This window comes from Rufibacter sp. JT3400010, assembly GCF_054956755.1.
Map to the genome: position 1 here is coordinate 122,994 of NZ_JBUDXA010000002.1, position 24,126 is coordinate 147,119.

Here is a 24,126-nt window from a genome sequence, read left to right on the forward strand (position 1 = left end):
AATCATTCTTATGGCTAAAATCAGAACTTCATATTTCTGCCAGAGCTGCGGGGCGCAGTCGGCTAAATGGATTGGCCGCTGCCCGGCCTGTGGCGAGTGGAACACTTACGTAGAGGAAGTGGTGTCGCGCGAAGACGTGACGCCTACCACGGCCTGGAAAGTGGGCACCAGCAGCCAGCAGGTAGCCAGCAAACCCAAAGCCATTGGCGAGATCACCTACTCAGAGCAGGCCCGCATCACCACCGATGACGCCGAACTGAATCGTGTCTTGGGCGGCGGCATTGTGCCCGGCTCCATGGTCTTGATTGGCGGCGAACCCGGCATTGGGAAATCTACGCTCATGCTCCAGATTGCCCTGAGCTTGCGCAGCCAGCGCGTGCTCTACATCTCCGGCGAGGAAAGCGAACAACAAATCAAGATGCGCGCTGAACGGCTGGGCACCAAGCACCCTAACTGTTTCATCCTCACTGAAACCGGCACCCAAAACATCTTCAAGCAGATTGAACAACTTCAGCCCGATGTCCTGATTATTGACTCCATTCAGACGCTGCACTCGTCCTTTATTGAGAGCGGCGCGGGCAGCGTGGCGCAGGTGCGCGAGTGTACCGCCGAACTGCTCAAATTCGCGAAGGAGAGCGGCACGCCGGTGTTCCTCATCGGGCACATCACCAAGGAAGGCAACCTGGCCGGGCCGAAGATTCTGGAGCACATGGTAGACACGGTCTTGCAGTTTGAAGGCGACCGCCACATGACCTACCGCATTCTGCGCACCACCAAAAACCGGTTCGGAAGTACGTCTGAGCTGGGCATTTACGAGATGCTGGGCACGGGCCTGCGGGAAGTGAGCAACCCGTCTGAGATTCTGATTTCGCAGCGCGAAGAGGCGTTCAGCGGTATTACCATTGGCGGCACCATGGAAGGCAACCGTCCGTTGCTCATTGAGGTGCAAAGCCTGGTCACGCCTGCCACGTACGGTACGCCGCAACGCAGCACCACCGGCTTTGACGCCAAACGCCTGAACATGCTGTTGGCAGTACTGGAGAAGCGCGGTGGTTTCAAGTTGGGTACCCAAGACGTGTTCCTGAACATCGCCGGAGGCTTGAAAGTAGAAGACCCCGCCTTGGACTTAGCCATTTGCGCTGCGCTGCTTTCTTCCTTTGAAGACGTGGCCATTCCGCATACCACTTGTTTTGCCGCGGAGGTTGGCTTAGGGGGCGAGGTACGAGCCGTACACCGCATTGAACAGCGCATCTCCGAAGCCGAGAAATTGGGTTTTCAGGATATTTACATCTCTAAGTACAACAAGAAAGGAGTAGACTTAAGCCGCTTCAGTATCCGGATTCATGCAGCTAGCCGACTGGAAGAAGTCTTTAGTGGTTTATTTGGATAAAGTTTTTCTTTGAACTATTTTTATAGAATCTGTCGTTACGCAGCAATATTAGACCACAGATTTTATCTTATTCTATGTTCTTCCAGAAATACTCCACTTCTAAAAGCTTATGGGCTTCAGTTGCTTTCTGTCTGGCGCTCTGCTTTAGCACTTTTTCTACTTGCTGGGCACAGGCAAAAGTCACCCTTACCGGTAAAATAGAGAATGCCGTCAGTGACAGCGTACTGCTAGAATTATATACGGTGCCTGCGGCGTACTCCGGTGTTTCTTACACAGTCGCACTGGCCAAAAACGGTGAATTCACCCTTACCGCTTCGGTGGCAGAGCCCATGCTGGGCGAGTTGGTGCATGGTCCTGAGTCAATCATGCTGTTCCTGCAACCCGGCGACCAACTGGATGTACGCGCCGATGCCGAAGACATGGTGAGCAGCGTGAAACTGAAAGGCAAAGGGTTTGATGAGAACAATTTCCTGATTCAGTTTGAGCGTAAGTTTGAAGAAGAGGAAGATTACCAGGTCTTGCCAGAGAACATCCACAAGCGCGAAAAAGAGTTTTTGCTGTTTTTGGAAGAACGGAAACAAGACCAACTCAAGTTTTTGGACAAGTTCCTGAAAAGCACCCAGGTTTCAGAGGCGTTTAAAGGCTACGTGCAGGCCCAGATTGACTTCGGCTATGCCAATGACCGGCTCACCTATGCAGACGTGCGCAAGCGCGTGGGCGATTTGCCTCCCACGCTTTCGGCTAATTACTATGATTTCCTGAAACAGGTAAACCTGAACACTCCCGGCGCTATCAGAAACCAGGCGTACTTAGATTTCCTGAACAACTATTTCCAATACAGAGTCCTGCAGGAAAAGCCCGCCAGCTTGGAGCGTGACTATTACCCTATCATGTACAGCTTGGCCAAAAAAGAGCTGCAGGGCGCCTCGCGTGACATGATGTTGTCCCGTATTGTATCGCAAGCCATGCGGTTTGGGTACGTGCCAGACGCCGATGCCATGTACCTGGATTTTCAGAAAGAAGTGAAAGACGCCAATTACGTGTCTTTTATCAAAAACCAGTACAAACAGTTCAGGCGAGTAGGGTTAGGCAGCCCGGCCCCGGCGTTTACCCTTTTGTCCGCCACCGGCGAGAATGTTTCCCTGAGCAGTTTTAAAGACAAGATGGTGTACCTGGGTTTCTGGCGCACGCACTGCGGTATCTGCACCGTTGACCAGCAAGCCTACAAGTATTTCGCCGAGCAGTTAGCCGACAAAGGCATTGTGTTGGTGCAGGTGTCAGTAGGAGAGGACCTGCAGGCCTGGAAACAGAGCATGGCGCAAAAGAAACTGCCCGGTGTTCAGTTGTACGCGCCAGACTTGTCTGCCCAGATTCTGAAAGACTATGACGTGACCTCGTTCCCGGCGTATTTCCTGATTGCCCCAGACGGCACCATTATCAATACCAATGCCCGTAGGCCCGGCCACGCCGAAGGTGCCCGTGAGGTAGCCGCTTCCGTAGACCTCTACCGCAAGTCTGCCCGTAAGTAGCGCTTTTTGCGTACTTTTGGGAAAACAGGTTTAAATCTGAAGTCTGGGCCGCCCACATAAGCGGCCCAGATTTTACATTCGCGCAGCACCTTGACCCGAGGCACCTTACAAGACGGATTAAATTTGGCATCTAAGCTCACGCCGCGCCGCGCCTGGAACGCGCTGCAGGTGGTGAGCAGTTATGCGTTGGCCCGTCTTACCAAGAAGCCCCGGCACTGGGGCAGCCCGGTCAGTATTTCGTTTGAGCCCACCACGTCCTGCAACCTGCGTTGCCCGGAATGCCCCAGCGGTCTGCGGTCGTTCACGCGGCCTACGGGTATGCTGTCAGACAGCCTTTTCAAGCAGACCATTGACCAGTTGCACAACCGTTTGCTGTACCTGCTGTTCTACTTTCAGGGAGAACCGTACCTGCACCCCTCGTTTCTGGATTTGGTGAAGTATGCCTCTCAAAAAGGCCTGTACACCGCCACCTCTACCAACGCCCATTTCTTAACCGAAGACAATGCTCGCCGCACGGTAGAATCTGGCCTGGACCGGCTCATCATTTCTCTGGACGGTACCACCCAGGACGTGTACAAACAATACCGCGTAGGCGGAAAGTTGGACAAGGTACTGGAAGGCACCAAGCGGCTGGTGAAGTACAAACGCGAACTCAAGTCCAAAACGCCGTACCTTATTTTCCAGTTTCTGGTGGTGCGCCCCAATGAACACCAGATAGACGAAGCCAGACAATTGGCCAAAGAACTAGGCGTGGACGATGTCTGGTTCAAGACCGCGCAAATCTATGACTACGCCAATGGTTCGCCACTTATTCCTACTATAGACTATTATTCCCGTTATCAGGCGCAGCCCAACGGCACCTATTCGTTGAAGAATAAACTGATAGACGGCTGCTGGAAAATGTGGCACTCCTGCGTTATCACGTGGGATGGCCTAGTGGTGCCCTGCTGCTTTGACAAAGACGCGCATTACCGCTTGGGAAACCTGCAACAGCAGAATTTCAAGGAACTCTGGAAAAGCGACTCTTATAAGAAGTTCAGGGGTTCTCTCTTAAAAGGCCGCAGCCAGATAGAGATGTGCCGCAACTGCTCAGAAGGCACCAAGGTCTGGGGCTAACAGTTTCCGTTACTTTCTGTAGCTAGTTTAGCTGATCTTCCGTATGAGGGATTTAGCGTCTGGAACACTGTTCTTTGGCGTTGTTTCTGTGTTCTTCTATTCTCTTACCTGTGACTGATATAAACGAAGCGTTTCAACTCTTATGGCGCAAGCTTGAGATCTGGCTGAAGCAGATTGTGCTCATGCTGCCTAACCTGTTTCTAGCCATGGTGGTATTGGTGGTCACTTTCCTGGCCGCCCGGCTCCTGCGCCGCACCTCAGACAAATTACTCATCCGGTTCACACACAGCAGCGCTCTTAACAATCTGGTGGGTACTACGGTGTATGTGAGTATTCTTACGCTGGGTATTTTCTTCACCCTTAGTATTCTCAAGCTGGACAAGACGGTAACCACGTTATTGGCGGGTGCCGGTATCATCGGTTTGGCCTTAGGTTTTGCCTTTCAGGACATTGCCGCCAACTTCATCTCGGGGGTGATCATCGCATTCCGGAAGCCGTTTGTGGTAGGCGACGTGATAGACACTAATGACCATTTCGGGACCATTGAGCGGATTAACCTGCGCACCGTTGATATCAGAAGGCAAACCGGCGAGCTGGTGAAAGTGCCAAACCGGAAAGTCTTTGAGTCTGCCCTCACCAACTACTCCCACTACGGCATCAGGAGGATTGATTTAAAGGTGGGCGTTTCCTACGCCGAGGATCTGGAGCGCGTGCAGCAGGTGGTGAAGGAAGCCATGGTAGACATTCCCAACATGATCTCGGGGAAAGAGGTAGAGGTGGTGTATGAAGAGTTCGGCGACAGCAGCATCAACTTTCTGGTGCGTTATTGGATCAGTTACAAGCGCCAGACTGATTTTGTGTACGCCAAAAGCCACGCCATCATCAAAATCAAAAAAGCGTTTGACACGCACAACATTGAGATTCCATACCCTATCACCACGCTCAACTTTGGGGTGAAAGGCGGCAAAAACTTAGCTATAGAACTGAAGGAAGACTTGCCGCACCTGGGCAAGGGCAACTCCATGAAATTGGAAATTGCCCCAGACGAGGAAGCTTCCAAAGAAGAGCAAACAAAAGAGGCCGAAGAATAATCTTCGGCCTCTTTTGTTTTACTTGAATGACAGTCTCTAAGACGTTCTTAGCCATCTATCTTTTTGCCACGGTCTTCTACTAGCCGTAGGAAAGCGTCAATGTTTTGATCGGCGTAGGGGCCGTATGAGTTGGAGATAGTGCCTTTGGTGCCGTCGGTGCATTCCAGGGCGTAGAGAATGGCCATGTCGTCTGGGTTGGTTTCTCCTTCAAAACGGTAGAAATCCACTATTTTCACGTCTTCTACGCCGTAGCTTTTATCACCCTTCATGGTGGTGAGCAGGGCATCTTCGCCTACCCTGAAATCTTCGGTATACCCTTCTTTTCTTAGTTTCGCCTCTACTTTTACTTGGCTGGTGAGTTCTTCTTTATCTTGCATAACCTGTATTGTTAGATGGTTCCGGTATCTATTTAATGGTATCTGAACTATACGTAAAAACCGCGCCTGGTTGCCAGCTATATTCACATAAAATAATATTACCCCTTTCTCCAGACTGAGATTCAATTAGAAACAGTTGCCCAAACCCAACGTTTCCCGGCCGTTTTCTTGAAAAGAGGCAGGAAACAAACCGGCTTAAAAGCAAAGAGAGCCGCTTCCAGCAGAAGCGGCTCTCTTTGCTTTTAAGAAACATGACGTATTATTTATAGGCCTTCTTTGCCTCTATCTCGCGCTGAATCTTAGCCAAGTCAATGGTAGAGCAAGCGCCGCCACAACCTTTGTTGCAACCAGCCTCTTTGGTGAAAAAGCTCTTATAGCCCATCCGCAGCATATACCCAGCCGCTAAAAGAAAGACCAAAAAAATGATGATTTCCTGTACCATAACAGAAGCGTAACGCGGGCAAAGGTAGAAATAGTTTACTCTTACCGCAGGTTTTGCTGGTATAGCTTATGAAACTGGTTATTCCGTTTAGAGGCTGGTTTGAAGAAAAACAGCTAAAAACCGCAAGGCTACCTTTCTATTCCTTCCAGAACGGCTCTATGAGTTTCAGCATTTCCTGCTGCACGGTGGGGTTGTTGCTCACGCAGATCTGCCGCCCGAACACGTAGTCTTTGCCGCCTTTGAAGTCTGTTACCTGTCCGCCGGCTTCCTGCACCAGAAGGGCACCACCGGCCACGTCATAGGAGTTGATGTTGAACTCAAAGTACCCTTCACACTTCCCGGCAGCCACGTAGGCCAGGTCCAGGGCAGCGGAACCTAATCGGCGTACGCCGTGGCAGCTTTGCATAAAGGAGCCCATTACTTGCAGGTATTTCTGCATGAGGTCAAAGCTGTAGTAAGGGAAACCGGTAGAAATAAGGGAATCCGCTAAATTAGGCGCCTGGGAAACAGAAATCTTTCTTTCATTGCAGTAAGCGCCTCCGCCTTTGACGGCGTGGTAGCATTCATCGCGGGTAATGTCATAGACTACGCCAATCACCAGCGCATCATGCTGCATCAAAGCAATGCTCACGGAGTACACCGGCAGGCCGTGGATGAAGTTGGTGGTGCCGTCCAGCGGGTCAATGATCCAGTTGAACTCCTCTGCTAGGTCAGATTTGGTTTCTTCTTCGGTAATGAAACCTGCCTGGGGCAAGAACTTCTCCAGACCGGCCACCAACCGCTCTTCGGCTTCTTTGTCTACGTAGGAAACCAGGTTGTTCAGGCCTTTGTGCTCCAGTTTGGAGACATCAAAGTTGGAGGCTTCCTGCAAAATGAACTTGCCTACTTCTTTGGTGAGGGCAACCACCTGGTCGCGGAGAGATGAAAAATCAGTCATAGTTTTATAATAAGTATCCGCTGAGGCGGAACACGTATAGATTATCTTTTAGCGGCACGGCGGGTAAACCCGAGCACAAGGGCCAGCACAGCCAAGGCTATTGCGAGCCACTGGGTGCCATGCCCTATGAATTCGCCGTGGCGTGTATAGAACGTCTGCCCCTGGTTGAACCTCAATTGCCCGCGCAGGGCCGCCGGCACCCACCACCCCGATCTTTGGAGCAATTCGCCCTTCTGGTTAATGAACCCCGAGATACCCGTATTGGCTGAACGCGCCACGTCTCGTCTGGTTTCAATAGCCCGCAAAGAAGCGTAGGCCAAGTGCTGCTTGTACCCCGGGCTATCGCTCCACCAGGCATCATTGGTGATGATGAAGATAGCGTTGGCACCGTTGCGGATGTATTCACTCACGTACTCGCCGTAAATGGATTCATAGCAGACCACTGGCGCACCAGATAGCTGCGGATTCTGACTATGCTTGAAAACGGATCGGGTGTCTTGCGAGCCCATGTTTCCGGCAATGCCGCCCAGGTCAATGGAGAACATCTTCAGGGCTTTGAACATGCCCGGGTACGGGGTTTTCTCTACGCCTGGCACCAGCTTTGACTTATGATAGAACTCGTGCTGACCGGTTGGTTTGAAGTGCAAGGCCGCATTGTACACGTCATAATAGCCCACCTGCTCATGGAAACGCGCGGTACCACTGCGCTGGGTAGAATCTGGATACAAACGCGCCGAAGTGATGCCAGAGACCAGTTCCAGACCGGGATGCCGGGCCAGAAAATCGCGCAGGGCATAGCTCACAGGGCTCATCCCGAAGTTTTCTTCCCAGTTAATGCCGTTGCTGATGGAGGTTTCGGGCCAGAGCAAGAATTTGGTATTGGGCGTGATTTGCTGTTCTGACAGCGTAATCAGGCGGGCCAATTGCTGCTCAAACGGGATGTAGCCTTCGCCGCCCTCAAACTTTTCGCGGTACGGGTCTACGTTGGGTTGCACCACCACCACTTCGGCGGCATCGCCTTGCTCCTGGTACTGGCTGCCAATGAAGAAAGAAATGACCAAGGGCAACAGAAATGTGAGCGCGGGCGCGGCCCATTTACCCCAGTTTTTGGCCGGAGAAGTCAGCGCAAAGAACACCAGCAGGTTCACCACCCACACCCACAGCGAACCGCCCAGGTAGCCCGTGTATTCATACCATTGTACCCAACTGGGCAAAGACGCGAAGCCATTGCCTAACGTAAGCCAGGGCCAGCTTAAATCCCAGTTCAGGTGAAACTGCTCAAACGCAATCCAGTACACGGGCAAACTCAGATACCCAATGGTTTTTCCCGCCGCCCGTTTGGTCAGGAAGAACGCCACCATAGGCACGCTCATGAACAGCGCATTGAACACCACGGCCGCAATACCGCCGCCCAGCGTGGAGTAACTTACCCAATACGTGGTAAAGATGTTCCAGAGCAGCAGCAGCAGGTACGCGTGTTTGAAAAACGTACGGCCGCGCTTTGGTTCGGCTTTCGCCGAAATAGCCTTTTCCATCAACAGGAACGGCACCCAGCCTATAAACAAGAAAATAGCCAGTGGTTTCACCGGCCAACCCAACCACAACAAGAAGGCGCTCAGAAACGCCAACAGCGGGAGGTAAAAACGATTATTTGTTTCCCTGAACAACAATGACAAATTCTCCTTTGATTGCTTTAGTTGTGAACGTCTGCACCATCTCTTCCAGGGTGCCATTCAACGTTTCCTCAAATAGTTTACTTATTTCGCGGCTCACCGAGACCAGGCGCTCCGCCCCGAACACTTCTTTGAACTGCTCCAGCGTCTTGAGCACCCGGTGCGGCGACTCATAGAAGATCATAGTGCGTTCTTCCTGCGCCAGACTCTGCAACCGCGTCTGCCTTCCTTTCTTGATGGGCAGAAAACCTTCAAACGTGAACCTATCGGTACTGAAGCCAGATTTCACCAGCGCGGGCACAAAAGCAGTAGGGCCGGGCAGACACTCAATCTTAATGCCTTCCTGCACGCAGGCGCGCACCAACAGAAAACCGGGGTCAGAGATGCCGGGCGTACCAGCGTCTGAAACCATGGCCATTTTTTCGCCTTTCTTCAGACGCTCCACCAGGTGCGCCACGGCTTTGTGCTCGTTGTGCAGGTGGTGGCTGTGCATGCGCTTGTCAATACCCAGATGGTGCAGGAGTTTGCCGCTGGTGCGGGTATCTTCGGCGAGCACTACGTCTACTTCTTTCAAGATACGAATCGCCCGGAGGGTGATGTCCTCCAGGTTGCCTATGGGCGTAGGCACTAAATACAGTCTGGTTTCTTCTACGGGTTCGGCCATAGGTCAAAGATACTGATTATTTTAGTCCTGAGTTCTGAGTCGTGAGTTCTGAGTTGGTAGAACGTTTTAATGCTGTTTTAGAGAAAACTGGGCTGAATCAATTTTTAAGCCACTGATTGCAGCTTCTCGGAAGTAGGCCGATGTAGTCTTTTCAGGCTGATTTCTGAAAAACGGCTGCTAAACAGACGTCAGGCTTTGTACCGGTCTGCCAAGGCACTAATCCGTTGTGCCAGTACATGGTCTTTTTGGGTGACGGTATTGCCGGCGTCATGCGTGGTGAGCCGTATCTCCACGTTGTTGTAACTGTTGCTCCACCACGGGTGATGGTTCAGTTCCTCGGCCACCACGGCTACCTCGGTCATGAAGGCGAAGGCTTCTTTGAAGTCCCGGAACTGGAAGCGTTGGGTAAGTTGGTTTTCTTGTTCTGTCCACATAAGCAATAGCAGGAGGGAAGGGAAAGAGCAATCCTCCAGGATGCTCCTGGGTTTGCTGCGCCTCCGTGTTTGTACTCTGTTTTTGGTAAAACGATGCTGAAACGTAGCCCTTTCCCAACGCTCCCGTATTTCTTAGTCTTATTTCTCGGCTTTATCACAAGGAATTGCTGAAAATCGAAATAGAACTTAAGACAAACATAAACACCTAAAACTATGGCAACAGAATATCCGCAGGAAGTTCCAGACCAGCACCAAGACCACCAACCTGGCGATGAACATAAAATGAATCAGGAGCCTATTGTGATCAGGGAGAATTACAAAGGCAGCGAGAAACTGAAAGGCAAGAAAGCGCTCATTACCGGCGGCGACAGCGGCATTGGCCGGGCTGTGGCCGTGCATTTCGCCCGGGAGGGTGCCGATGTAGCCATTGTGTACCTGGATGAAGACAAAGACGCGAAAGATACCCAGCAAATGGTGGAGAAAGAAGGCCGCAAATGCGTGCTCATTCCCGGCGACTTGCGCGACGAAGCTTTCTGCAAAGAAGTGGTAGAGCGGGCAGTACAGGAACTAGGCGGCCTCAACATTCTGGTGAACAATGCCGCCGAACAGCACGAGCAGAATGACTTGCGCGCCATTACCTCAGACCAACTGGAGAAGACCTTCCGGACGAACATCTTCGCGTATTTCTTTGTGGCGCAGGCGGCCTTGAACCACTTGAAAGAAGGGGACTGCATCATCAATACCACTTCCATCACGTCGTACCGGGGCTCCAGCCACCTCATGGATTACGCTTCTACCAAAGGGGCCATTACCGCGTTTACGCGCTCGCTTTCGCAAAACCTGGCCGAAGGAGGCATCAGGGTAAACGCGGTCGCGCCTGGGCCTATCTGGACTCCTTTGATTCCAGCTACGTTGGAAAAAGTAGGCGATTTTGGGAAAGACCAGCCCATGGGCCGTTTGGGGCAGCCTTCTGAGGTAGCACCGGCGTATGTGTTTCTGGCTAGTGAAGACGCTTCTTACATTACGGGCCAGACCATTCACGTAAACGGCGGCGAACAGATAGGCGGATAAGGCTCAACCTTTCCACGTGGAAAACAGTAAAAAGGAGACACACAAACTAAACACGACCGCCTATGGCCACTGACAATAAAGACCACCCCAACGGGCACGACCGTCCGGTACGGGTGATAGACGATACCGCCACCAACATGGAAGACATGATGGCCGGACACATCATACCGGGCGCTGATCCGCCCAAGAATGAGGCCCAGCGCGGCGGTTTCGGAAACCGTGACGGCAAAGAAGGCTATGGCTCTGATTCTTCTGACGGACCAACCGGTGTAAGCGTCAACGAAGAGGCAGACAACAATGAGCCGCCCAAAGACAACATGCGCACCGACGGTGAAGGTAGAGGTACCTGATCCTGTTTTCCGCGTATTTTTTTGAATAAGTAGTTTAACCAGAAAAGGAGGAAGTATGCCCTATAAAAGCAAGAATACCAGCCATGACTCCAAATCGCAGAAAGGCCAGCCCACAGACGAAGGCATCAGCAAAGCCGGTATGAAAACCACTGGCGGCCCTGAAGAAATCCAGCGCAGCGAAGAGATAGCGGAAAGATTTCTGGATGCTAACGGCGATCCGGCCCCGGAAGCCATTACCCATCCAAACCGCAACCTCCACAAGCCAGACATCAACAAGCCTGGTTACGGTGGCACTTGATTTGGTTTTTCAACAGAAAAGAAAAAGCACCTTCTTTCCAGAAGGTGCTTTTTTATGTGCGTTTTAGGTAATTTGAGTAAAACTCCCTTCAAACAGACTTGCTTCTCCTTCACGCCTACCTATTTTCGCTTTTATGGCCCGCTACGCAATCTCAGATATACATGGCTGCCTGGTTACTTTCCAGAAAATGGTGGAAGAAATCATTCAGCTAAAGCCCCATGACCATTTATATTTATTAGGAGACTACATCAACAAAGGCCCTCAGAGTAAGGAAGTGCTAGAATACATCTTCTCGCTGCAACGCCAGGGCTTTCGCCTCTCCTGCCTGCGGGGTAACCATGATCAGTTGCTGCTAGACGCCATTGACAAAGGCGAACATACAGTTTGGCTTACCGAAGAAGACAAGCCGAAAACATTGGAAAACTTTGGGGTAACCCGCTTCGCAGACATTCCCACAGAATACATCACCTTTATCAGGTCTTTGCCGCTCCTAATGGTTTTGGAAGACTACGTACTGGTACACGCCGGACTGGATTTTACGCTCTCCAACCCGCTACTCACCAGCAACTACAACCTCCTGAACACAAAGCGCATGCAGCCCTCCCTTGCCAAACTTGGCGAACGAAGACTAGTTCATGGCCACCTTCCGCTTCCCAAAACCTCCATTGAAAAAGCAGTAGCCCAGAAAAGACCCGCCATTAACATTGATGCAGGTTGTGTCTATTATCAAAACCAAGAGTTTGGCAATCTCTGCGCCTTTAACTTAGACACCAGACAGCTTTATTGGCTGCCCAACCAAGACCGGCCGTACCCCATTAAAGTCAAAAACTAAGCCCTTGGCTGGCAACGCCTCCCATTTTCGGCCTCCTTTCCAGAAAACAGCCCTTAACTGTTCATAAAGCTTTCTCCTTGGCTTGCGTTTTTAAACCATTGGTTATTTGCTTCAATGGCAGTACTTTTGGGCACCCACTAACAGAACACAAATGCAACGCGATTCCCACATCTTTGATCTTATCCAGAAAGAGCATCAGCGCCAGCTGCACGGCATAGAACTTATTGCCTCTGAGAACTTCGTTTCTGACCAGGTAATGGAAGCCATGGGCAGTGTGCTCACCAACAAATATGCCGAAGGCCTCCCTTCCAAGCGCTACTACGGTGGCTGCGAAGTGGTGGACCAGTCGGAGCAATTAGCCATTGACCGCGCGAAGCAACTGTTTGGGGCCGAATGGGTGAACGTACAGCCGCACTCCGGTGCACAGGCCAATGCCGCCGTGATGCTGGCCGTCCTGAACCCCGGCGATAAAATTCTGGGATTTGACCTGTCACATGGCGGGCACTTAACGCATGGTTCTTTGGTGAACTTCTCCGGTAAGCTGTACCAGCCATCTTTCTATGGCGTGGAGCCCGAGACCGGCGAGATTGACTGGACCAAAGTACGCGAAGTAGCAGAGCGCGAGAAACCGAAATTGATCATCTGCGGGGCCTCGGCGTATTCCCGTGACTGGAACTACCAGGCCTTGCGCGAAGCTGCTGATGCAGTGGGTGCGTTGCTCTTAGCCGATATCTCACACCCGGCCGGTTTGATCGCCACCGGTCTGTTGAATGATCCTTTTGAGTACTGCCACATCGTGACCACCACTACCCACAAAACCCTGCGCGGGCCACGCGGCGGTATGATCATGATGCGGAAAGACTTCGAAAACCCATTCGGGCTGAAAACTCCTAAGGGCGAGTTGCGCATGATGTCTTCTTTGCTGGACAGCGGCGTTTTTCCGGGTACCCAGGGCGGACCATTGGAGCACGTGATCGCGGCCAAGGCGGTAGCGTTCTTTGAGGCGCTTTCGCCTTCCTATAAAGAATACACAGCCCAGGTGCAGCGTAACGCGCAGGTGTTGGCTAAATCTTTTGTAGACCGCGGATACAAAATCATCTCCTCGGGCACCGATAACCACCTGATGCTGATTGACCTCCGTTCCAAGGACCTTACCGGAAAACTGGCCGAGAACACGTTGATCAAGGCAGACATCACCATCAACAAGAACATGGTGCCGTTTGACGATAAATCTCCTTTTGTGACCTCCGGAATCCGAATCGGCTCCGCCGCCGTAACTACCCGTGGTCTGAAGGAACAGGACATGGACCGCATTGTGGACTACATTGACCGCGTGCTCATGAACCATGACAATGAAACCATCCTTTCTGACACCAGAAAAGAAATCAACAATTGGATGCAACAATTCCCGTTGTTCAGTTACTAAGTAATCAGACACAGGTAGCAAGATAGTAGACACAAGACTTTTCGCGGGGTTTCTGGAAAAACGGCCCATAAACCCCGCGAAATTTAGAGGGTTAACACTCCTGCCTATTTGTAAAACACTAAAATACCAATGGCACAACGTTCCGGAGAGGTGGCAGCGCACAGCGGAGAAGAGCATGAAATGACCTTTTTGGACCACCTGGAGATTCTCAGGTGGCATTTGATCCGTTCGGCCGTGGCCGTGGTGGTATTTACGGGTATTGCCATGGCCAATAAGGAGATTGTCTTCCATGACATTATCCTGGGTCCCTCGCGTACTGATTTTTTCACATACAGGACCCTCTGCGAGGTAGGCGCGGCCATTAATTCGCCGGGGTTATGCATCAATAAGCTGGATTTTACGCTGCAGAGCCGGGAGCTGTCTTCGCAGTTCACCATGCACTTGACCAGTTCCTTTGTGATTGGTTTGTTGCTGGGCTTTCCGTATCTGTTCTGGGAAATCTGGCGTTTTATCAAACCCGGTTTGTACCCCAATGAACGGGAGAACTCGCGCGGCGCGGTGTTCTTTGTGTCATTCCTGTTCCTGTTGGGCTCGCTGTTCGGGTATTTTATTGTATCGCCGCTCTCCATCAACTTTCTGGCCTCTTACCAGGTAGACCCTAGTATTGCCAATGAGTTCGACTTGTCGTCCTACATTTCCACACTGGTCACGCTGGTGTTGTCCTGCGGCATCATGTTTGAGTTGCCCATGATTGTGTACTTCCTGTCACGGGCGGGTATTCTGTCGCCGGAACTCATGCGCATTTATCGCAAGCATGCCATTGTGGTGATCGCCTTTGTAGCGGCCATCTTGTCGCCACCAGATGTGCTGAGTATGACGTTGATGGGCGTTCCGCTGCTATTGCTTTACGAGGTGAGTATCAACATCTCCTGGTGGGTACGCCGCCGCGATTTAGCCAAATTAAACGAACAAGCTACTTCTTAACGCTACTAAGATGAAAATAGCCCTGGGCGGCGACCACGCCGGATACCAATACAAAGGAATAGTCAAAGCACAACTAGAGGCACTGGGCCATGAGGTAAAAGACTTCGGGCCGTTTTCAGAGGCATCCGTTGACTATCCAGATTACGTGCATCCGCTGTCTTCAGCGGTAGAAAGCAAGGAATTTGAACTAGGCATTTTGCTCTGCGGCAGCGGAAATGGCGTCGCTATCACGGCCAACAAACACGCGGGAATCAGAGCGGCGTTGTGCTGGCAGAGAGAGCTGGCCGTATTGGCCCGTTCCCACAACAACGCCAACGTGCTGTGTATTCCGGCTAGGTTTGTGAGCGAAGAAGTAGCCGGAGAAATGGTAGAAGCGTTTCTAACCACTCCGTTTGAAGGTGGTCGTCACCAGACCCGGGTAGACAAGATTGCTTGCGCCTAAAGGCGCGAGTTCTGGGTCCTGAGTTAGGAAGAATGTAGGGGCACCTCTTGTGGGTGCCCTTTCTGTTTTGGGGCAGTTTTCAGAAAGATGGGTTAAAAACGTATTGACAGTTTTCCATTTCTAGTGATTCCCTCAATAACGGCGAGTACGTCTCATTCTGCAAAGGGCAACCATAAGGGATTGCACCTACCTATTGTCGTTGGAACAGGCATCTACAAGGTTTTAAGCCGAACATTAACGGGGATTCTCCTCCTCGGAGGGGTAGGGGTGGGTCACGGTTTCACGGCTATTTTTCAGAAACTACGCACGAATCACGCTTTGCTTTCTAAAGCTCTTTACCGCACCCGGCGGTAATACGGGCCATTCTCTACCTTTTCGTAGCGTTGGAAAACCAGGGGCAGTTTGTATTGCAGCTCGGGCATGAGGTTTTGCTGGTCTACAATGTAGGTGGGCGGGTCTTTGCGGAGGTCTTGCAGGATAGTGAAAAGCGAGTTATAGTGGTTCAACCGGCCAAAGTAAGGCCTGGCCAAATCCCAGCGCAGGTACGGTGAACCCAGGCTATTGTGTTGGTAATAGTTGAGGTCTGGTCCTAACACCAACATCCGCTGGCCTTCTACCTGCCGGTATTTGGGTAGATCCCGCACCTGCACCAATTCGGGCTGGATGCGGAGCGCCGGATACACCAAGTTCAACGGATTGTAGCGCACAGCCACCACCCCGGCAATTACCACCAGAAAAAGAAGCTCGGCAATCCAGAGGCGGCTGCCCCACCAACTGAAGAGGAAAATACCAAAGTAAGCGAGCAAAGGCAGCAGCAGAATTAATCCTTTTGCGGAGGCGTCATGACCGCTGATGAGCACCAGCACCACTACAATGATCCAGATGAGCATGAACTGTAAAAAGCGTGCCTGGTAGTTGGGTCCTAGGTTAACCAGCGGCAGACTCAGGAAGGAGAGCACCAGTATGCCCAAAGGCAGCGCCGCCACCGTAAATACTTGCCTTAGCGGCAGCCCGAACGCAAACGAGAACTGCCACGACCACGTTAAGCCCATTTCCAGAAAAGGCCCCAGTGAATTCTGATACAGAAAGTACGTAAGGACCACGGAAAACGGAAACACAAAACCCGTCAGCATTAACAGGGTACTCCTGAAAGCGCCCGAGGCGAAGTAAATCACGGCAAAGAAACCCAGCACCAGAAACCACACCAACGGCAGGTAACACAGAGCGGCCAGGCCCAGCATGAAACCAGCTTTGAAGAGACGCCCGGCATTGGCCGCTTCTTTGGAGATGGCCGTAAGGCTGGAGACCGCCAACAGCACAAACGTATGGCCCAGCAGCAACTGCGAGAGCACGTCCAGTTCAAAGAAGATACTGCCAAACAGCAGGTACAGCAACGCCGGCACAAACGACCGGAAAGGATGCACCTGATTTCGGTTAAAAATCTGGTTCAGCAGAAAGGCCTGGTAACCTAGCAGGCACATAGCCAGTAAGCGGTGCGCCAGGTAAGACCGGGGAACCAACATTTCCAGCAGCCAATAAACCGCCGCCGAAAGGGGACCAGTGGTATCATACACATCCTGGTAAAGCGTAAAACCCTGGTGCAGGCGTTCGCCCAGCAGCACGTGGTGCAGCTCTGAGAGGGTAGTAGGAAGCCCAAAGATGAGCAATGGAAGCCGAAGGAGGAGAAACAGCAGTACCAACACCACCCACCTGGACGGAAACAAACTGCGGAAGAATCGTATCAAGCAATGCGCGGCTTAGCCTTCGCTCTGACCTTGCGGCAAAGAGGAGGACGGTTTGTGGGGTAAAAATGTGAAATTAATACGATATTTGCGGAACCATGGAAAGTAAACGCCAACAAAAATTCGCCAGACTGATTCAAAAGGAACTTGCTGAAATCTTTCAGCGCGATGTTTCCCACTTGTTTCAGAGCACCTATATATCCGTGAGCGGCGTGGCTGTCTCGCCAGATCTGGGCGTAGCCAAAGTCCATTTAAGCCTGCTGCTCAATCCCAACGGCCGTAATTTACTCAATGAGATAAAAGTACATACCAAGACCATCAGGCATGAACTGGCCAAGCGCATCAAAAACCAGGTACGCGTCATTCCTGAGCTGATCTTTTATTTGGATGATACCGCTGAGTACGCCGCCAAAATGGACAAGATTATCTCGCAGTTGGATATCCCTTCAGAATCAAAGGAAGATCCTACCAACCCGTTCCGTACCGAGGACGACTATTATCTATCTGACGAAGACGGGGAGGATGACGAAGAAGACGCTGAAGACCGTTAATTTAAAAGACGTTCTTTCAATTCCGTTCCGCAGGCCAGCTACTAAACCCACTCATGCAGTACGACCCAATTAAACGCGTTTTAGGCGAGGCGTTCAACAAAACGCCTTTCCTGCGCAAGCTTTTCTACAACCTCTTAGACCTGCTGCTACTGCGTACGTGGCACATCCACAAGGAGCTCAGGGCCTGGGCCAAAACCAAGCGCCAGCAACCCATCCAGATTTTGGATGCCGGCTCGGGCTTTGGGCAGTACAGCTATTACCTTTCGGGCATGAGCCCCAACTGGCGTATTCTGGCCGTAGACGTAAAAGACGAACAGATCGCTGACTGCGCCAACTTCTTCCAAAGAATTGGGAGGCACAACGTCATGTTCCGGAAGGAAGACTTGGTCACGTTCCAGGACCCGCAGGCATTTGACTTGGTGCTGAGCGTAGACGTGATGGAACACATTCTGGAAGATGTAGAGGTGTTCAGAAACTTCCACGCTTCTATGCGCCCCGGCGGCATGCTGCTCATCTCCACGCCCTCTGACCAGGGCGGTTCAGACGTGCACGGCGATGAGGAGAGTTCTTTCATTGAGGAACACGTACGCGACGGCTACAACATACAGGAAATACAGCAGAAACTCAGAAGTGCAGGCTTCAGCCGTACCGAAGCGCACTATTCCTACGGTGCCCCCGGCAAAATCTCGTGGCGCCTGAGCATGAAATACCCCATCCTCATGCTAGGCACCACCAAGCTGTTCTTCCTGCTGCTACCGTTCTACTATTTGGTGGTGTACCCGTTCTGCCTCCTGCTAAACTGGCTGGATACCAACGGAAAACACGCCACCGGCACCGGTCTCATTGTAAAAGCCTGGAAGTAAGTAAAGAGACACAAGTATCAAGATATAAGACACAAGACCATTCACTAATTATGTTTTTCTACTCAAGTCATTCAACTTTCCTTGTCATCCTGAAAGGATCTTGGTAGCAAACAGCAATAGCGTTTATTCACTGCTTTTCTAGTTCGCCCACAAGATCCTTCCAGGATGACAAAATAGATTGTTTAGTTAGTCACGCTACTTAGAAGGATAAAGCAGGCTAGCTATTCTTACAACAAAAAGAAAGCGGCTCTTGTTTCAAGGCTCTTTTCCGAAAAACAGCCCCAAAACAGAGACGGTTTTTCCTGAACTTTGACCATGCCCCAAGAACTACTAACTTCACCATAGATACTTCCGCGTGGCGGATCAACCATACCAAGATGCTAGAGTTAGTCAGGACAGATTCAGCCAATCAGGAGTTTATTGAGTTAGTCTCCCTGTTAGACGCCGACCTGCACGTGCGGGACGGCGACGATCATTCGTTTTACGCCCAGTTCAACAAGATTGACACCATCCGGCAGACAGTAGTAGCCTACTATGACTCATTCCCGGTGGGTTGCGGTGCGATCAAGCCTTATGCTGAGGACACAGCCGAGGTGAAAAGGATGTTTGTGCTGCCGGAGTACAGAGGCCAGGGCATTGCCGGGGTAATCTTAGGCGAATTGGAGAAGTGGGCCGCTGAACTGGGCTTCCAGCACCTCATTCTGGAAACCGGCAAAGCACAGCCTGAAGCCATCCGGCTTTATACCAAAAGCGGGTATACCACTATTCCTAACTACGGCCAATACGAGAACATTGTAAACAGCGTTTGCATGAAAAAAGCCATCAGAACGCAACTGGTGCAGGAGCTGTAGTTTCGCCTTCGGGTTACAGAAATACCTTTAAAACGGACATTGGGCGAGAAGAAAACAGAACCCTTTTGCCGCATAACAGTAAAGGGGACCTGAGTGGTAGAAAAAATCTAACCATTCTCTCCTTCATTCAACCACTCATTCACGCATTTATTCAAAGATGAACGTTGCCCTCTTTATCGCCCGGCGGTACTTTTTCTCCAAGAAGAAGCGCAACATCATCAACATCATCTCCATTATTGCCATGATAGGCGTGGGCGTGGGCACCATGGCTTTAATTGTGGTACTCTCGGTATTCAATGGGCTGGAAGATCTGATCCGGTCGCTGTACGGCAAGTTTGATCCCGAGATCAAAATTACTACCGTAGAGGGCAAATCCTTCGAGACTAACGCCCAACTGCTGGACAGAATCAGGAAGACGCCGGGCGTGGCGCTGCTCACCGAAGTCATAGAAGATAACGCTCTGCTGCGCTACAATGACCGCCAGATGGTGGTGAAGGTGAAAGGCGTGAGCGAGAACTTCTTCCAGCAAAACCAGATTGACTCCGCTATTGTAGACGGCGACTACCACCTGCTGCGCGATGGCAAACAGTTCGCCCTCATTGGCCGTGGCGTGCAGTACCAACTCTCCATCAGGCCAGAGAACCCGTTTTCGCCGTTGCAGTTCATGTACCCCAAAGCGGGTAAGAAAACCATCATCAACCCAGAGAATGCGTTCCGGCAGTTGGGCATTCAGGCCGGGGGCGTGTTCGCCATTGAGCGGCAATATGACGACCAGTACGTGTTTGTACCCCTGGCTTTCGCCGAAGAACTCCTGAGTTATGACGGCAAACGCACTTCGCTGGAAATAAAGACCAAAAGCATCAATGATATTGAGAAAGTGCAGAAAGCCTTGCAGAAACTGTTAGGCGATGGCTTTAACGTGCAGGACAGCGAAGAACAGCACGTGAGTTTGCTGCGCGCCGTGAAGGTAGAGAAGCTGTTCGTATTTGTGACCTTTACCTTTGTGCTGCTCATTGCCTCCATCAATATTTTCTTCTCGCTTTCCATGCTGGTGCTGGACAAGCAGAAAGACATCGCCATTCTGGCCTCCCTGGGTGCTGACCCACGGACCATTCAACGCATTTTCCTGCTGGAAGGCGCTATTGTGGCCTTTAGCGGTGCTTTTGTGGGGCTGGTGGTAGGCGGTACCATCTGCTGGCTGCAACAGACGTTCGGCTGGGTTTCCATGGGCATGAGCACCTCGGTGGTAGAAGCATATCCGGTACTCATGCGCCCCCTGGACTTCCTACTCACCGCCGCTGCCATCATCCTCATCACATTTCTGGTATCTATTCGGCCCGCCCGCCGCGCCGCCGCCCTTTCCATCAGAGAAAACCTGTAAGCTGTTTCTGGCTGATTTTAGGAAAAAGAGACTGAAAATAGTCCCTTTGGTGCTTCTGATTGTGCGGTCTTGTTTCGTGCCTATTCTTAAGGTTTCTATGTACGGATTTACTTCCGTGGCTTACCAAAATCTAAGTACTGAGACATAAAATAAGCCTACATCCTTTTTACTGTCATCCTGGAAGGATCTTGGTGGCGAACGGCAGTAGCGCCAAATAAACGGCTTTCTAGCTTGCCCACAAGTTCCTTTCAGGATGACAAAAGGAGTGTTTACTTTGTCTTTTTTCATTTCTATGGCGCGGATTTACTTCCATGCCTTGCCAAAGTCCAGTAGTCACGGAAGTAACTTCCGCGCCATAGTGCCTTTTTAGCCGATTTTTCAGGAAAACAGACGCGAAACATGCAGACCCAGCCTTCACTGGTGCGCTACTATTTTACCCTCAGTTTTAAGAAAACGGCGGAGAAACAGGCGAATTGGTGCCAAAATAGGGAGCAACTGCTAAATTTTTGTTCTTTGCTTCGGTGAAAAACAGATTTTGTTGTACTTTCAATATTGGGTTAGCGCGTCTTTGCCATGAAAGTATATACCACACAGCCTTTTCAAGTTGTTTATTCTCTTTTTGAGCATGAATATCTGGGCTATTTGTTTGAGTCTTTTGTGGTGCAGGTCAACTCTAAACGCCAACTCACCCTCCAGCACCAGAACATCTCCACCAAAAACGCCGACGAATTTGCTGCTCGCCTGGATAAGACTGACTTTGAGCTGATTGAGCTTATGGACCAGATTCAGCAGGATGCGGTGTTCAAGAAATTCGCGGTAAAGAAAACCACGCTGGCAGATTTCTTCTTCAAGACCTATGACTCCGCCAAAGGCGATAAGCTCCTGCAAGAGAACATAGACCATTACGTGCAGAGCCGCATGTGCAAGATTCTGGATTTGCTGCAAAACAAGATGGTGTTTGTGATGGGCAAAGACGGCGAACCTACCTGGAAGCGCCTGAAAATGGCCCCAGAGAAAGCCACCGTACTCTTCCACTTCCGGCGCAACGACGATAATACCCACTATTTCCCTACCATCAAGTACCAGGGCGAACGGCTGGAGTTCCAGTACAAAGACGCGGTGCTGGTGTGCAAAGAACCCGCCTGGCTGCTGCTCAATGACGTGCTCCACAACTTTGAGAAACAGGTAGACGGCAAGAAACTGCAACCGTTCCTGAACAAGAAGTTCATTGCGGTGCCGCGCAACGTAGAGGAAAGCTATTACCGCAAGTTTGTGGCCCCGCTCATAGAGCAGTTTGATGTCTATGCCAAAGGCTTCGATATAAAATCTGAACGCTACGCGCCCCAACCGCAACTCCAGTTCTCAGAACTGGCGGTGGCGGAGCCTTCACCTGCCTTGTTTGCTACTACCGGCGAAGACGACGAGGAAGAGGAAACTGTCCATACTTCTGACGGCGACAAGATTGTTTTTCAGCTTAATTTCAAATACGGCCCCTATACCGTAGGCACGCAGGAGACCAAGAAAATAAGCGTGAGCGTGGAGAAAACCCCGGAGTCTTACATCTTCCACCGGTTGCACCGCGATGTACCTCAAGAGGCTTCCTTTCTGCAAGAGCTTGCCAGCCGCGGCCTAGACATCAGGAACGGCAAAGCGGTCATGGACAAGCCCCAGGCGTTTGGGTGGTTGAACAACTACGCCAAAACGCTGGAAGAACTGGGCTTCACGTTTAAGCAAAGTCAGTCAGAAAAGAACTACTTCATAGGGGAGACCTCGGTGAACGTGGGCATCAATGAGACCAATGACTGGTTTGACATTTACGGCACCGTACGGTTTGGGCCCTATGAGATTCCGTTCATCAAGCTCCGGAACCACATTTTGACCAAACGGCGCGAGTACAAGCTGCCTAACGGCCAGATTGCCATTATTCCCGAGGAATGGTTTACCCAGTACCTGGAACTGTTCGCCTTTTCTGAGGGCGAGGAGGACCTGAAGCTGCGCAAGCACCATCTCTCGTTGGTGAGCGATTTGCAGAACGGCAACCTGGCGCACGTGACCATGAGCCGCAAATTGGAGAAGCTGCGCGAGTTCGAGGCCGTAGAAGACAGACCGCTGCCCCAGGGGTTTAAAGGCGAATTGCGCCCGTATCAGAAAGCCGGGTACAACTGGCTGCATTTTGTGCAGGAATACCATTTTGGCGGCTGTCTGGCAGATGACATGGGTCTGGGGAAAACCGTGCAGACGCTGGCCATGCTGCAACACCGCAAAGAGAATGGCGCGCAGACGGCTTCCTTGCTGGTGATGCCTACCTCTTTGGTTTATAACTGGCTGGCCGAAGCCCAGAAGTTCACCCCGCAACTGCGCATTCTCACCTATACGGGCACGTACCGCAACAAGAGCGTGGCCCAGTTCAAACACTATGACCTCATTCTCACATCTTACGGCATTGTGCGCCTGGACTCTGAGATTCTGAAGAAGTACATGTTTGACTACGTGATTCTGGACGAAAGCCAAGCCATCAAGAATCCTAATTCCAACACTTCTATGAGCATACGGGAGTTGAAGTCTAAGCATCGGCTTATTCTTACCGGTACGCCCGTAGAAAACAGCACGCTGGACTTGTGGAGCCAGATGTCGTTCATTAACCCCGGCCTGTTGGGTACCCAGAACTTCTTCAAGAAAGAGTTCCTGCGCCCCATTGAGAAGTTGAAGGACGAACACAAAACCAAGCGCCTGCACGCCCTCATCAAACCCTTCATTCTGCGCCGTCACAAAAGCCAGGTAGCCAAAGAACTGCCCGAGAAGATTGAGCACGTCACGTACTGCAAGATGACCGAGGAGCAGGAGCACGCCTACGAGGAAACCAAGTCGTTCTACCGAAACAAAATCCTGAAGAACATTGAGGAGCAGGGGGCAGCCAAATCGCAGTTCATGCTCTTGCAGGGCCTTATGAAGCTTCGCCAGATTGCGAACCACCCCCGCATGGCCGATCCTGCCTCTGAAGCAGAGTCTGGTAAGCTGGGCGAAGTGCTGCGCCTCACCAAAACCGTGGTTAACGAAGGCCACAAGGTGCTTATCTTCAGCCAATTTGTAAAGCACCTTGACCTGGTGCGCGCCGCGCTGGACGAACGAAAAATCAACTACGCCTACCTGGACGGCTCCACCAAAGACCGCCAGGCCCAGGTGGCCCATTTCCAGAATGACCCCAAACTGCCGGTCTTCCTTATTTCCCTTAAAGCCGGGGGCGTAGGCCTCAACCTCACCGCCGCCGACTACGTGTTCATTCTGGACCCCTGGTGGAACCCCGCCGTAGAAGCCCAGGCCATTGACCGTGCGCACCGCATAGGTCAGCAGAACACTGTCTTCACTTACAAGTTCATCACAAAAAACAGCGTGGAAGAAAAAATCCTCGCCCTCCAAGACAAGAAACTCCAGATGGTCTCTGACCTCATCTCCACCGATGAAGCCGTGATTAAGCGGTTGACCAAAGAAGATATTGAGAGTTTGTTGAGCTAGTTGATTTAAGGCTGTTTTCGGTAAAAGAGCTCCTAACCGGGAAACGCTTCATTAAACGATTATAATATAATATATTCGGTAGCGCAGTTACGTTTATCCGCTTACTGTAGGTAGAATAAACGTAGTTTTAGCATTAGATATAGTGCGGATAAACGTAGGTGGTCCGTTT

The 24,126-nt window shown here is 51.3% G+C and carries 23 protein-coding genes; 16 read left to right on the plus strand and 7 right to left on the minus strand.

Annotated elements, in window-relative coordinates:
• Window positions 1-10: 10 nt before the first annotated feature.
• The 4 genes from radA to ACY0JR_RS02345 all read left to right on the plus strand — a co-directional run bounded on the left by radA (window position 11) and on the right by ACY0JR_RS02345 (window position 5,126).
• Window positions 11-1,390, plus strand: a complete 1,380-nt coding sequence (gene radA / locus ACY0JR_RS02330) for a DNA repair protein RadA (RefSeq protein ID WP_462632226.1) — start codon at window positions 11-13, stop codon at window positions 1,388-1,390.
• A 74-nt stretch (window positions 1,391-1,464) separates the two neighbouring features.
• A complete protein-coding gene (locus ACY0JR_RS02335; RefSeq protein ID WP_462632227.1) occupies window positions 1,465-2,919 on the plus strand; it encodes a redoxin family protein in 1,455 nt (484 codons plus the stop codon).
• A 123-nt stretch (window positions 2,920-3,042) separates the two neighbouring features.
• Window positions 3,043-4,035 (plus strand): SPASM domain-containing protein, encoded by a 993-nt coding sequence (locus ACY0JR_RS02340; RefSeq protein WP_462632228.1) that lies wholly within the window; start codon window positions 3,043-3,045, stop codon window positions 4,033-4,035.
• A gap of 110 nt (window positions 4,036-4,145) precedes the next feature.
• Window positions 4,146-5,126, plus strand: coding sequence for a mechanosensitive ion channel family protein (locus ACY0JR_RS02345; protein WP_462632229.1), 981 nt, complete (start codon window positions 4,146-4,148; stop codon window positions 5,124-5,126).
• 47 nt (window positions 5,127-5,173) lie between these two features.
• Here ACY0JR_RS02345 and ACY0JR_RS02350 read toward each other — a convergent pair whose 3' ends face one another.
• The 6 genes from ACY0JR_RS02350 to ACY0JR_RS02375 all read right to left on the minus strand — a co-directional run bounded on the left by ACY0JR_RS02350 (window position 5,174) and on the right by ACY0JR_RS02375 (window position 9,653).
• Window positions 5,174-5,503 (minus strand): hypothetical protein, encoded by a 330-nt coding sequence (locus ACY0JR_RS02350; protein ID WP_462632230.1) that lies wholly within the window; start codon window positions 5,501-5,503, stop codon window positions 5,174-5,176.
• A gap of 259 nt (window positions 5,504-5,762) precedes the next feature.
• On the minus strand, window positions 5,763-5,945 hold the full coding sequence (locus ACY0JR_RS02355; protein ID WP_462632231.1) for a FeoB-associated Cys-rich membrane protein: 183 nt from the start codon (window positions 5,943-5,945) through the stop codon (window positions 5,763-5,765).
• Between the two features lie 136 nt (window positions 5,946-6,081).
• On the minus strand, window positions 6,082-6,882 hold the full coding sequence (locus ACY0JR_RS02360) for an inositol monophosphatase family protein (protein ID WP_462632232.1): 801 nt from the start codon (window positions 6,880-6,882) through the stop codon (window positions 6,082-6,084).
• 41 nt (window positions 6,883-6,923) lie between these two features.
• On the minus strand, window positions 6,924-8,510 hold the full coding sequence (lnt, locus tag ACY0JR_RS02365; protein ID WP_462632233.1) for an apolipoprotein N-acyltransferase: 1,587 nt from the start codon (window positions 8,508-8,510) through the stop codon (window positions 6,924-6,926).
• Window positions 8,511-8,529: 19 nt separating this feature from the next.
• Window positions 8,530-9,219, minus strand: a complete 690-nt coding sequence (gene rsmI / locus ACY0JR_RS02370) for a 16S rRNA (cytidine(1402)-2'-O)-methyltransferase (protein ID WP_462632234.1) — start codon at window positions 9,217-9,219, stop codon at window positions 8,530-8,532.
• Between the two features lie 188 nt (window positions 9,220-9,407).
• Entirely contained in the window at window positions 9,408-9,653 is a 246-nt protein-coding gene (locus ACY0JR_RS02375; protein ID WP_462632235.1) for a 4a-hydroxytetrahydrobiopterin dehydratase, read from the minus strand.
• A gap of 213 nt (window positions 9,654-9,866) precedes the next feature.
• On the opposite strand from ACY0JR_RS02375, the gene ACY0JR_RS02380 reads away from it, so the two are divergent.
• From ACY0JR_RS02380 to rpiB, 7 genes are all read left to right on the plus strand, one after another.
• The gene (locus tag ACY0JR_RS02380) at window positions 9,867-10,724 is read left to right on the plus strand and encodes an SDR family oxidoreductase (RefSeq protein WP_462632236.1); all 858 of its coding nucleotides are present in this window, start codon (window positions 9,867-9,869) and stop codon (window positions 10,722-10,724) included.
• A 62-nt stretch (window positions 10,725-10,786) separates the two neighbouring features.
• Entirely contained in the window at window positions 10,787-11,074 is a 288-nt protein-coding gene (locus tag ACY0JR_RS02385; protein WP_462632237.1) for a hypothetical protein, read from the plus strand.
• A gap of 55 nt (window positions 11,075-11,129) precedes the next feature.
• On the plus strand, window positions 11,130-11,372 hold the full coding sequence (locus ACY0JR_RS02390; protein ID WP_462632238.1) for a hypothetical protein: 243 nt from the start codon (window positions 11,130-11,132) through the stop codon (window positions 11,370-11,372).
• 133 nt (window positions 11,373-11,505) lie between these two features.
• Window positions 11,506-12,204: a metallophosphoesterase family protein gene (locus tag ACY0JR_RS02395; protein ID WP_462632239.1), complete on the plus strand. Its 699-nt coding sequence runs from the start codon at window positions 11,506-11,508 to the stop codon at window positions 12,202-12,204.
• 151 nt (window positions 12,205-12,355) lie between these two features.
• Complete coding sequence (locus tag ACY0JR_RS02400) at window positions 12,356-13,630, plus strand: serine hydroxymethyltransferase (RefSeq protein WP_462632240.1); 1,275 nt, start codon at window positions 12,356-12,358, stop codon at window positions 13,628-13,630.
• A 129-nt stretch (window positions 13,631-13,759) separates the two neighbouring features.
• A complete protein-coding gene (tatC, locus tag ACY0JR_RS02405) occupies window positions 13,760-14,614 on the plus strand; it encodes a twin-arginine translocase subunit TatC (protein ID WP_462632241.1) in 855 nt (284 codons plus the stop codon).
• 10 nt (window positions 14,615-14,624) lie between these two features.
• Window positions 14,625-15,056, plus strand: coding sequence for a ribose 5-phosphate isomerase B (rpiB, locus tag ACY0JR_RS02410; protein ID WP_462632243.1), 432 nt, complete (start codon window positions 14,625-14,627; stop codon window positions 15,054-15,056).
• 335 nt (window positions 15,057-15,391) lie between these two features.
• Here the strand turns inward: rpiB and ACY0JR_RS02415 are convergent, their stop codons facing one another.
• Entirely contained in the window at window positions 15,392-16,801 is a 1,410-nt protein-coding gene (locus ACY0JR_RS02415; protein WP_462632244.1) for a hypothetical protein, read from the minus strand.
• 95 nt (window positions 16,802-16,896) lie between these two features.
• On the opposite strand from ACY0JR_RS02415, the gene rbfA reads away from it, so the two are divergent.
• The 5 genes from rbfA (at window position 16,897) to ACY0JR_RS02440 (ending at window position 23,957) form a co-directional block, all read left to right on the plus strand.
• Window positions 16,897-17,349: a 30S ribosome-binding factor RbfA gene (rbfA, locus tag ACY0JR_RS02420; protein WP_462632245.1), complete on the plus strand. Its 453-nt coding sequence runs from the start codon at window positions 16,897-16,899 to the stop codon at window positions 17,347-17,349.
• 53 nt (window positions 17,350-17,402) lie between these two features.
• Window positions 17,403-18,212, plus strand: coding sequence for a class I SAM-dependent methyltransferase (locus tag ACY0JR_RS02425; protein ID WP_462632246.1), 810 nt, complete (start codon window positions 17,403-17,405; stop codon window positions 18,210-18,212).
• Between the two features lie 377 nt (window positions 18,213-18,589).
• Complete coding sequence (locus ACY0JR_RS02430) at window positions 18,590-19,063, plus strand: GNAT family N-acetyltransferase (protein ID WP_462632247.1); 474 nt, start codon at window positions 18,590-18,592, stop codon at window positions 19,061-19,063.
• Between the two features lie 157 nt (window positions 19,064-19,220).
• Window positions 19,221-20,444 (plus strand): FtsX-like permease family protein, encoded by a 1,224-nt coding sequence (locus tag ACY0JR_RS02435; RefSeq protein ID WP_462632248.1) that lies wholly within the window; start codon window positions 19,221-19,223, stop codon window positions 20,442-20,444.
• A 573-nt stretch (window positions 20,445-21,017) separates the two neighbouring features.
• A complete protein-coding gene (locus ACY0JR_RS02440; RefSeq protein ID WP_462632249.1) occupies window positions 21,018-23,957 on the plus strand; it encodes a DEAD/DEAH box helicase in 2,940 nt (979 codons plus the stop codon).
• Window positions 23,958-24,126: the final 169 nt, after the last annotated feature.

Excerpts from the sequence above, each read along its gene's own strand:
- radA (WP_462632226.1), top strand. The coding sequence starts at position 11 with ATGGCTAAAATCAGAACTTCATATTTCTGCCAGAGCTGCGGGGCGCAG.
- ACY0JR_RS02335 (WP_462632227.1), top strand. The coding sequence starts at position 1,465 with ATGTTCTTCCAGAAATACTCCACTTCTAAAAGCTTATGGGCTTCAGTT.
- ACY0JR_RS02350 (WP_462632230.1), bottom strand. The coding sequence starts at position 5,503 with ATGCAAGATAAAGAAGAACTCACCAGCCAAGTAAAAGTAGAGGCGAAA.
- ACY0JR_RS02355 (WP_462632231.1), bottom strand. The coding sequence starts at position 5,945 with ATGGTACAGGAAATCATCATTTTTTTGGTCTTTCTTTTAGCGGCTGGG.
- ACY0JR_RS02360 (WP_462632232.1), bottom strand. The coding sequence starts at position 6,882 with ATGACTGATTTTTCATCTCTCCGCGACCAGGTGGTTGCCCTCACCAAA.
- rsmI (WP_462632234.1), bottom strand. The coding sequence starts at position 9,219 with ATGGCCGAACCCGTAGAAGAAACCAGACTGTATTTAGTGCCTACGCCC.
- ACY0JR_RS02375 (WP_462632235.1), bottom strand. The coding sequence starts at position 9,653 with ATGTGGACAGAACAAGAAAACCAACTTACCCAACGCTTCCAGTTCCGG.
- ACY0JR_RS02380 (WP_462632236.1), top strand. The coding sequence starts at position 9,867 with ATGGCAACAGAATATCCGCAGGAAGTTCCAGACCAGCACCAAGACCAC.
- ACY0JR_RS02385 (WP_462632237.1), top strand. The coding sequence starts at position 10,787 with ATGGCCACTGACAATAAAGACCACCCCAACGGGCACGACCGTCCGGTA.
- ACY0JR_RS02390 (WP_462632238.1), top strand. The coding sequence starts at position 11,130 with ATGCCCTATAAAAGCAAGAATACCAGCCATGACTCCAAATCGCAGAAA.
- ACY0JR_RS02395 (WP_462632239.1), top strand. The coding sequence starts at position 11,506 with ATGGCCCGCTACGCAATCTCAGATATACATGGCTGCCTGGTTACTTTC.
- ACY0JR_RS02400 (WP_462632240.1), top strand. The coding sequence starts at position 12,356 with ATGCAACGCGATTCCCACATCTTTGATCTTATCCAGAAAGAGCATCAG.
- tatC (WP_462632241.1), top strand. The coding sequence starts at position 13,760 with ATGGCACAACGTTCCGGAGAGGTGGCAGCGCACAGCGGAGAAGAGCAT.
- rpiB (WP_462632243.1), top strand. The coding sequence starts at position 14,625 with ATGAAAATAGCCCTGGGCGGCGACCACGCCGGATACCAATACAAAGGA.
- rbfA (WP_462632245.1), top strand. The coding sequence starts at position 16,897 with ATGGAAAGTAAACGCCAACAAAAATTCGCCAGACTGATTCAAAAGGAA.
- ACY0JR_RS02425 (WP_462632246.1), top strand. The coding sequence starts at position 17,403 with ATGCAGTACGACCCAATTAAACGCGTTTTAGGCGAGGCGTTCAACAAA.
- ACY0JR_RS02430 (WP_462632247.1), top strand. The coding sequence starts at position 18,590 with ATGCTAGAGTTAGTCAGGACAGATTCAGCCAATCAGGAGTTTATTGAG.
- ACY0JR_RS02435 (WP_462632248.1), top strand. The coding sequence starts at position 19,221 with ATGAACGTTGCCCTCTTTATCGCCCGGCGGTACTTTTTCTCCAAGAAG.
- ACY0JR_RS02440 (WP_462632249.1), top strand. The coding sequence starts at position 21,018 with ATGAAAGTATATACCACACAGCCTTTTCAAGTTGTTTATTCTCTTTTT.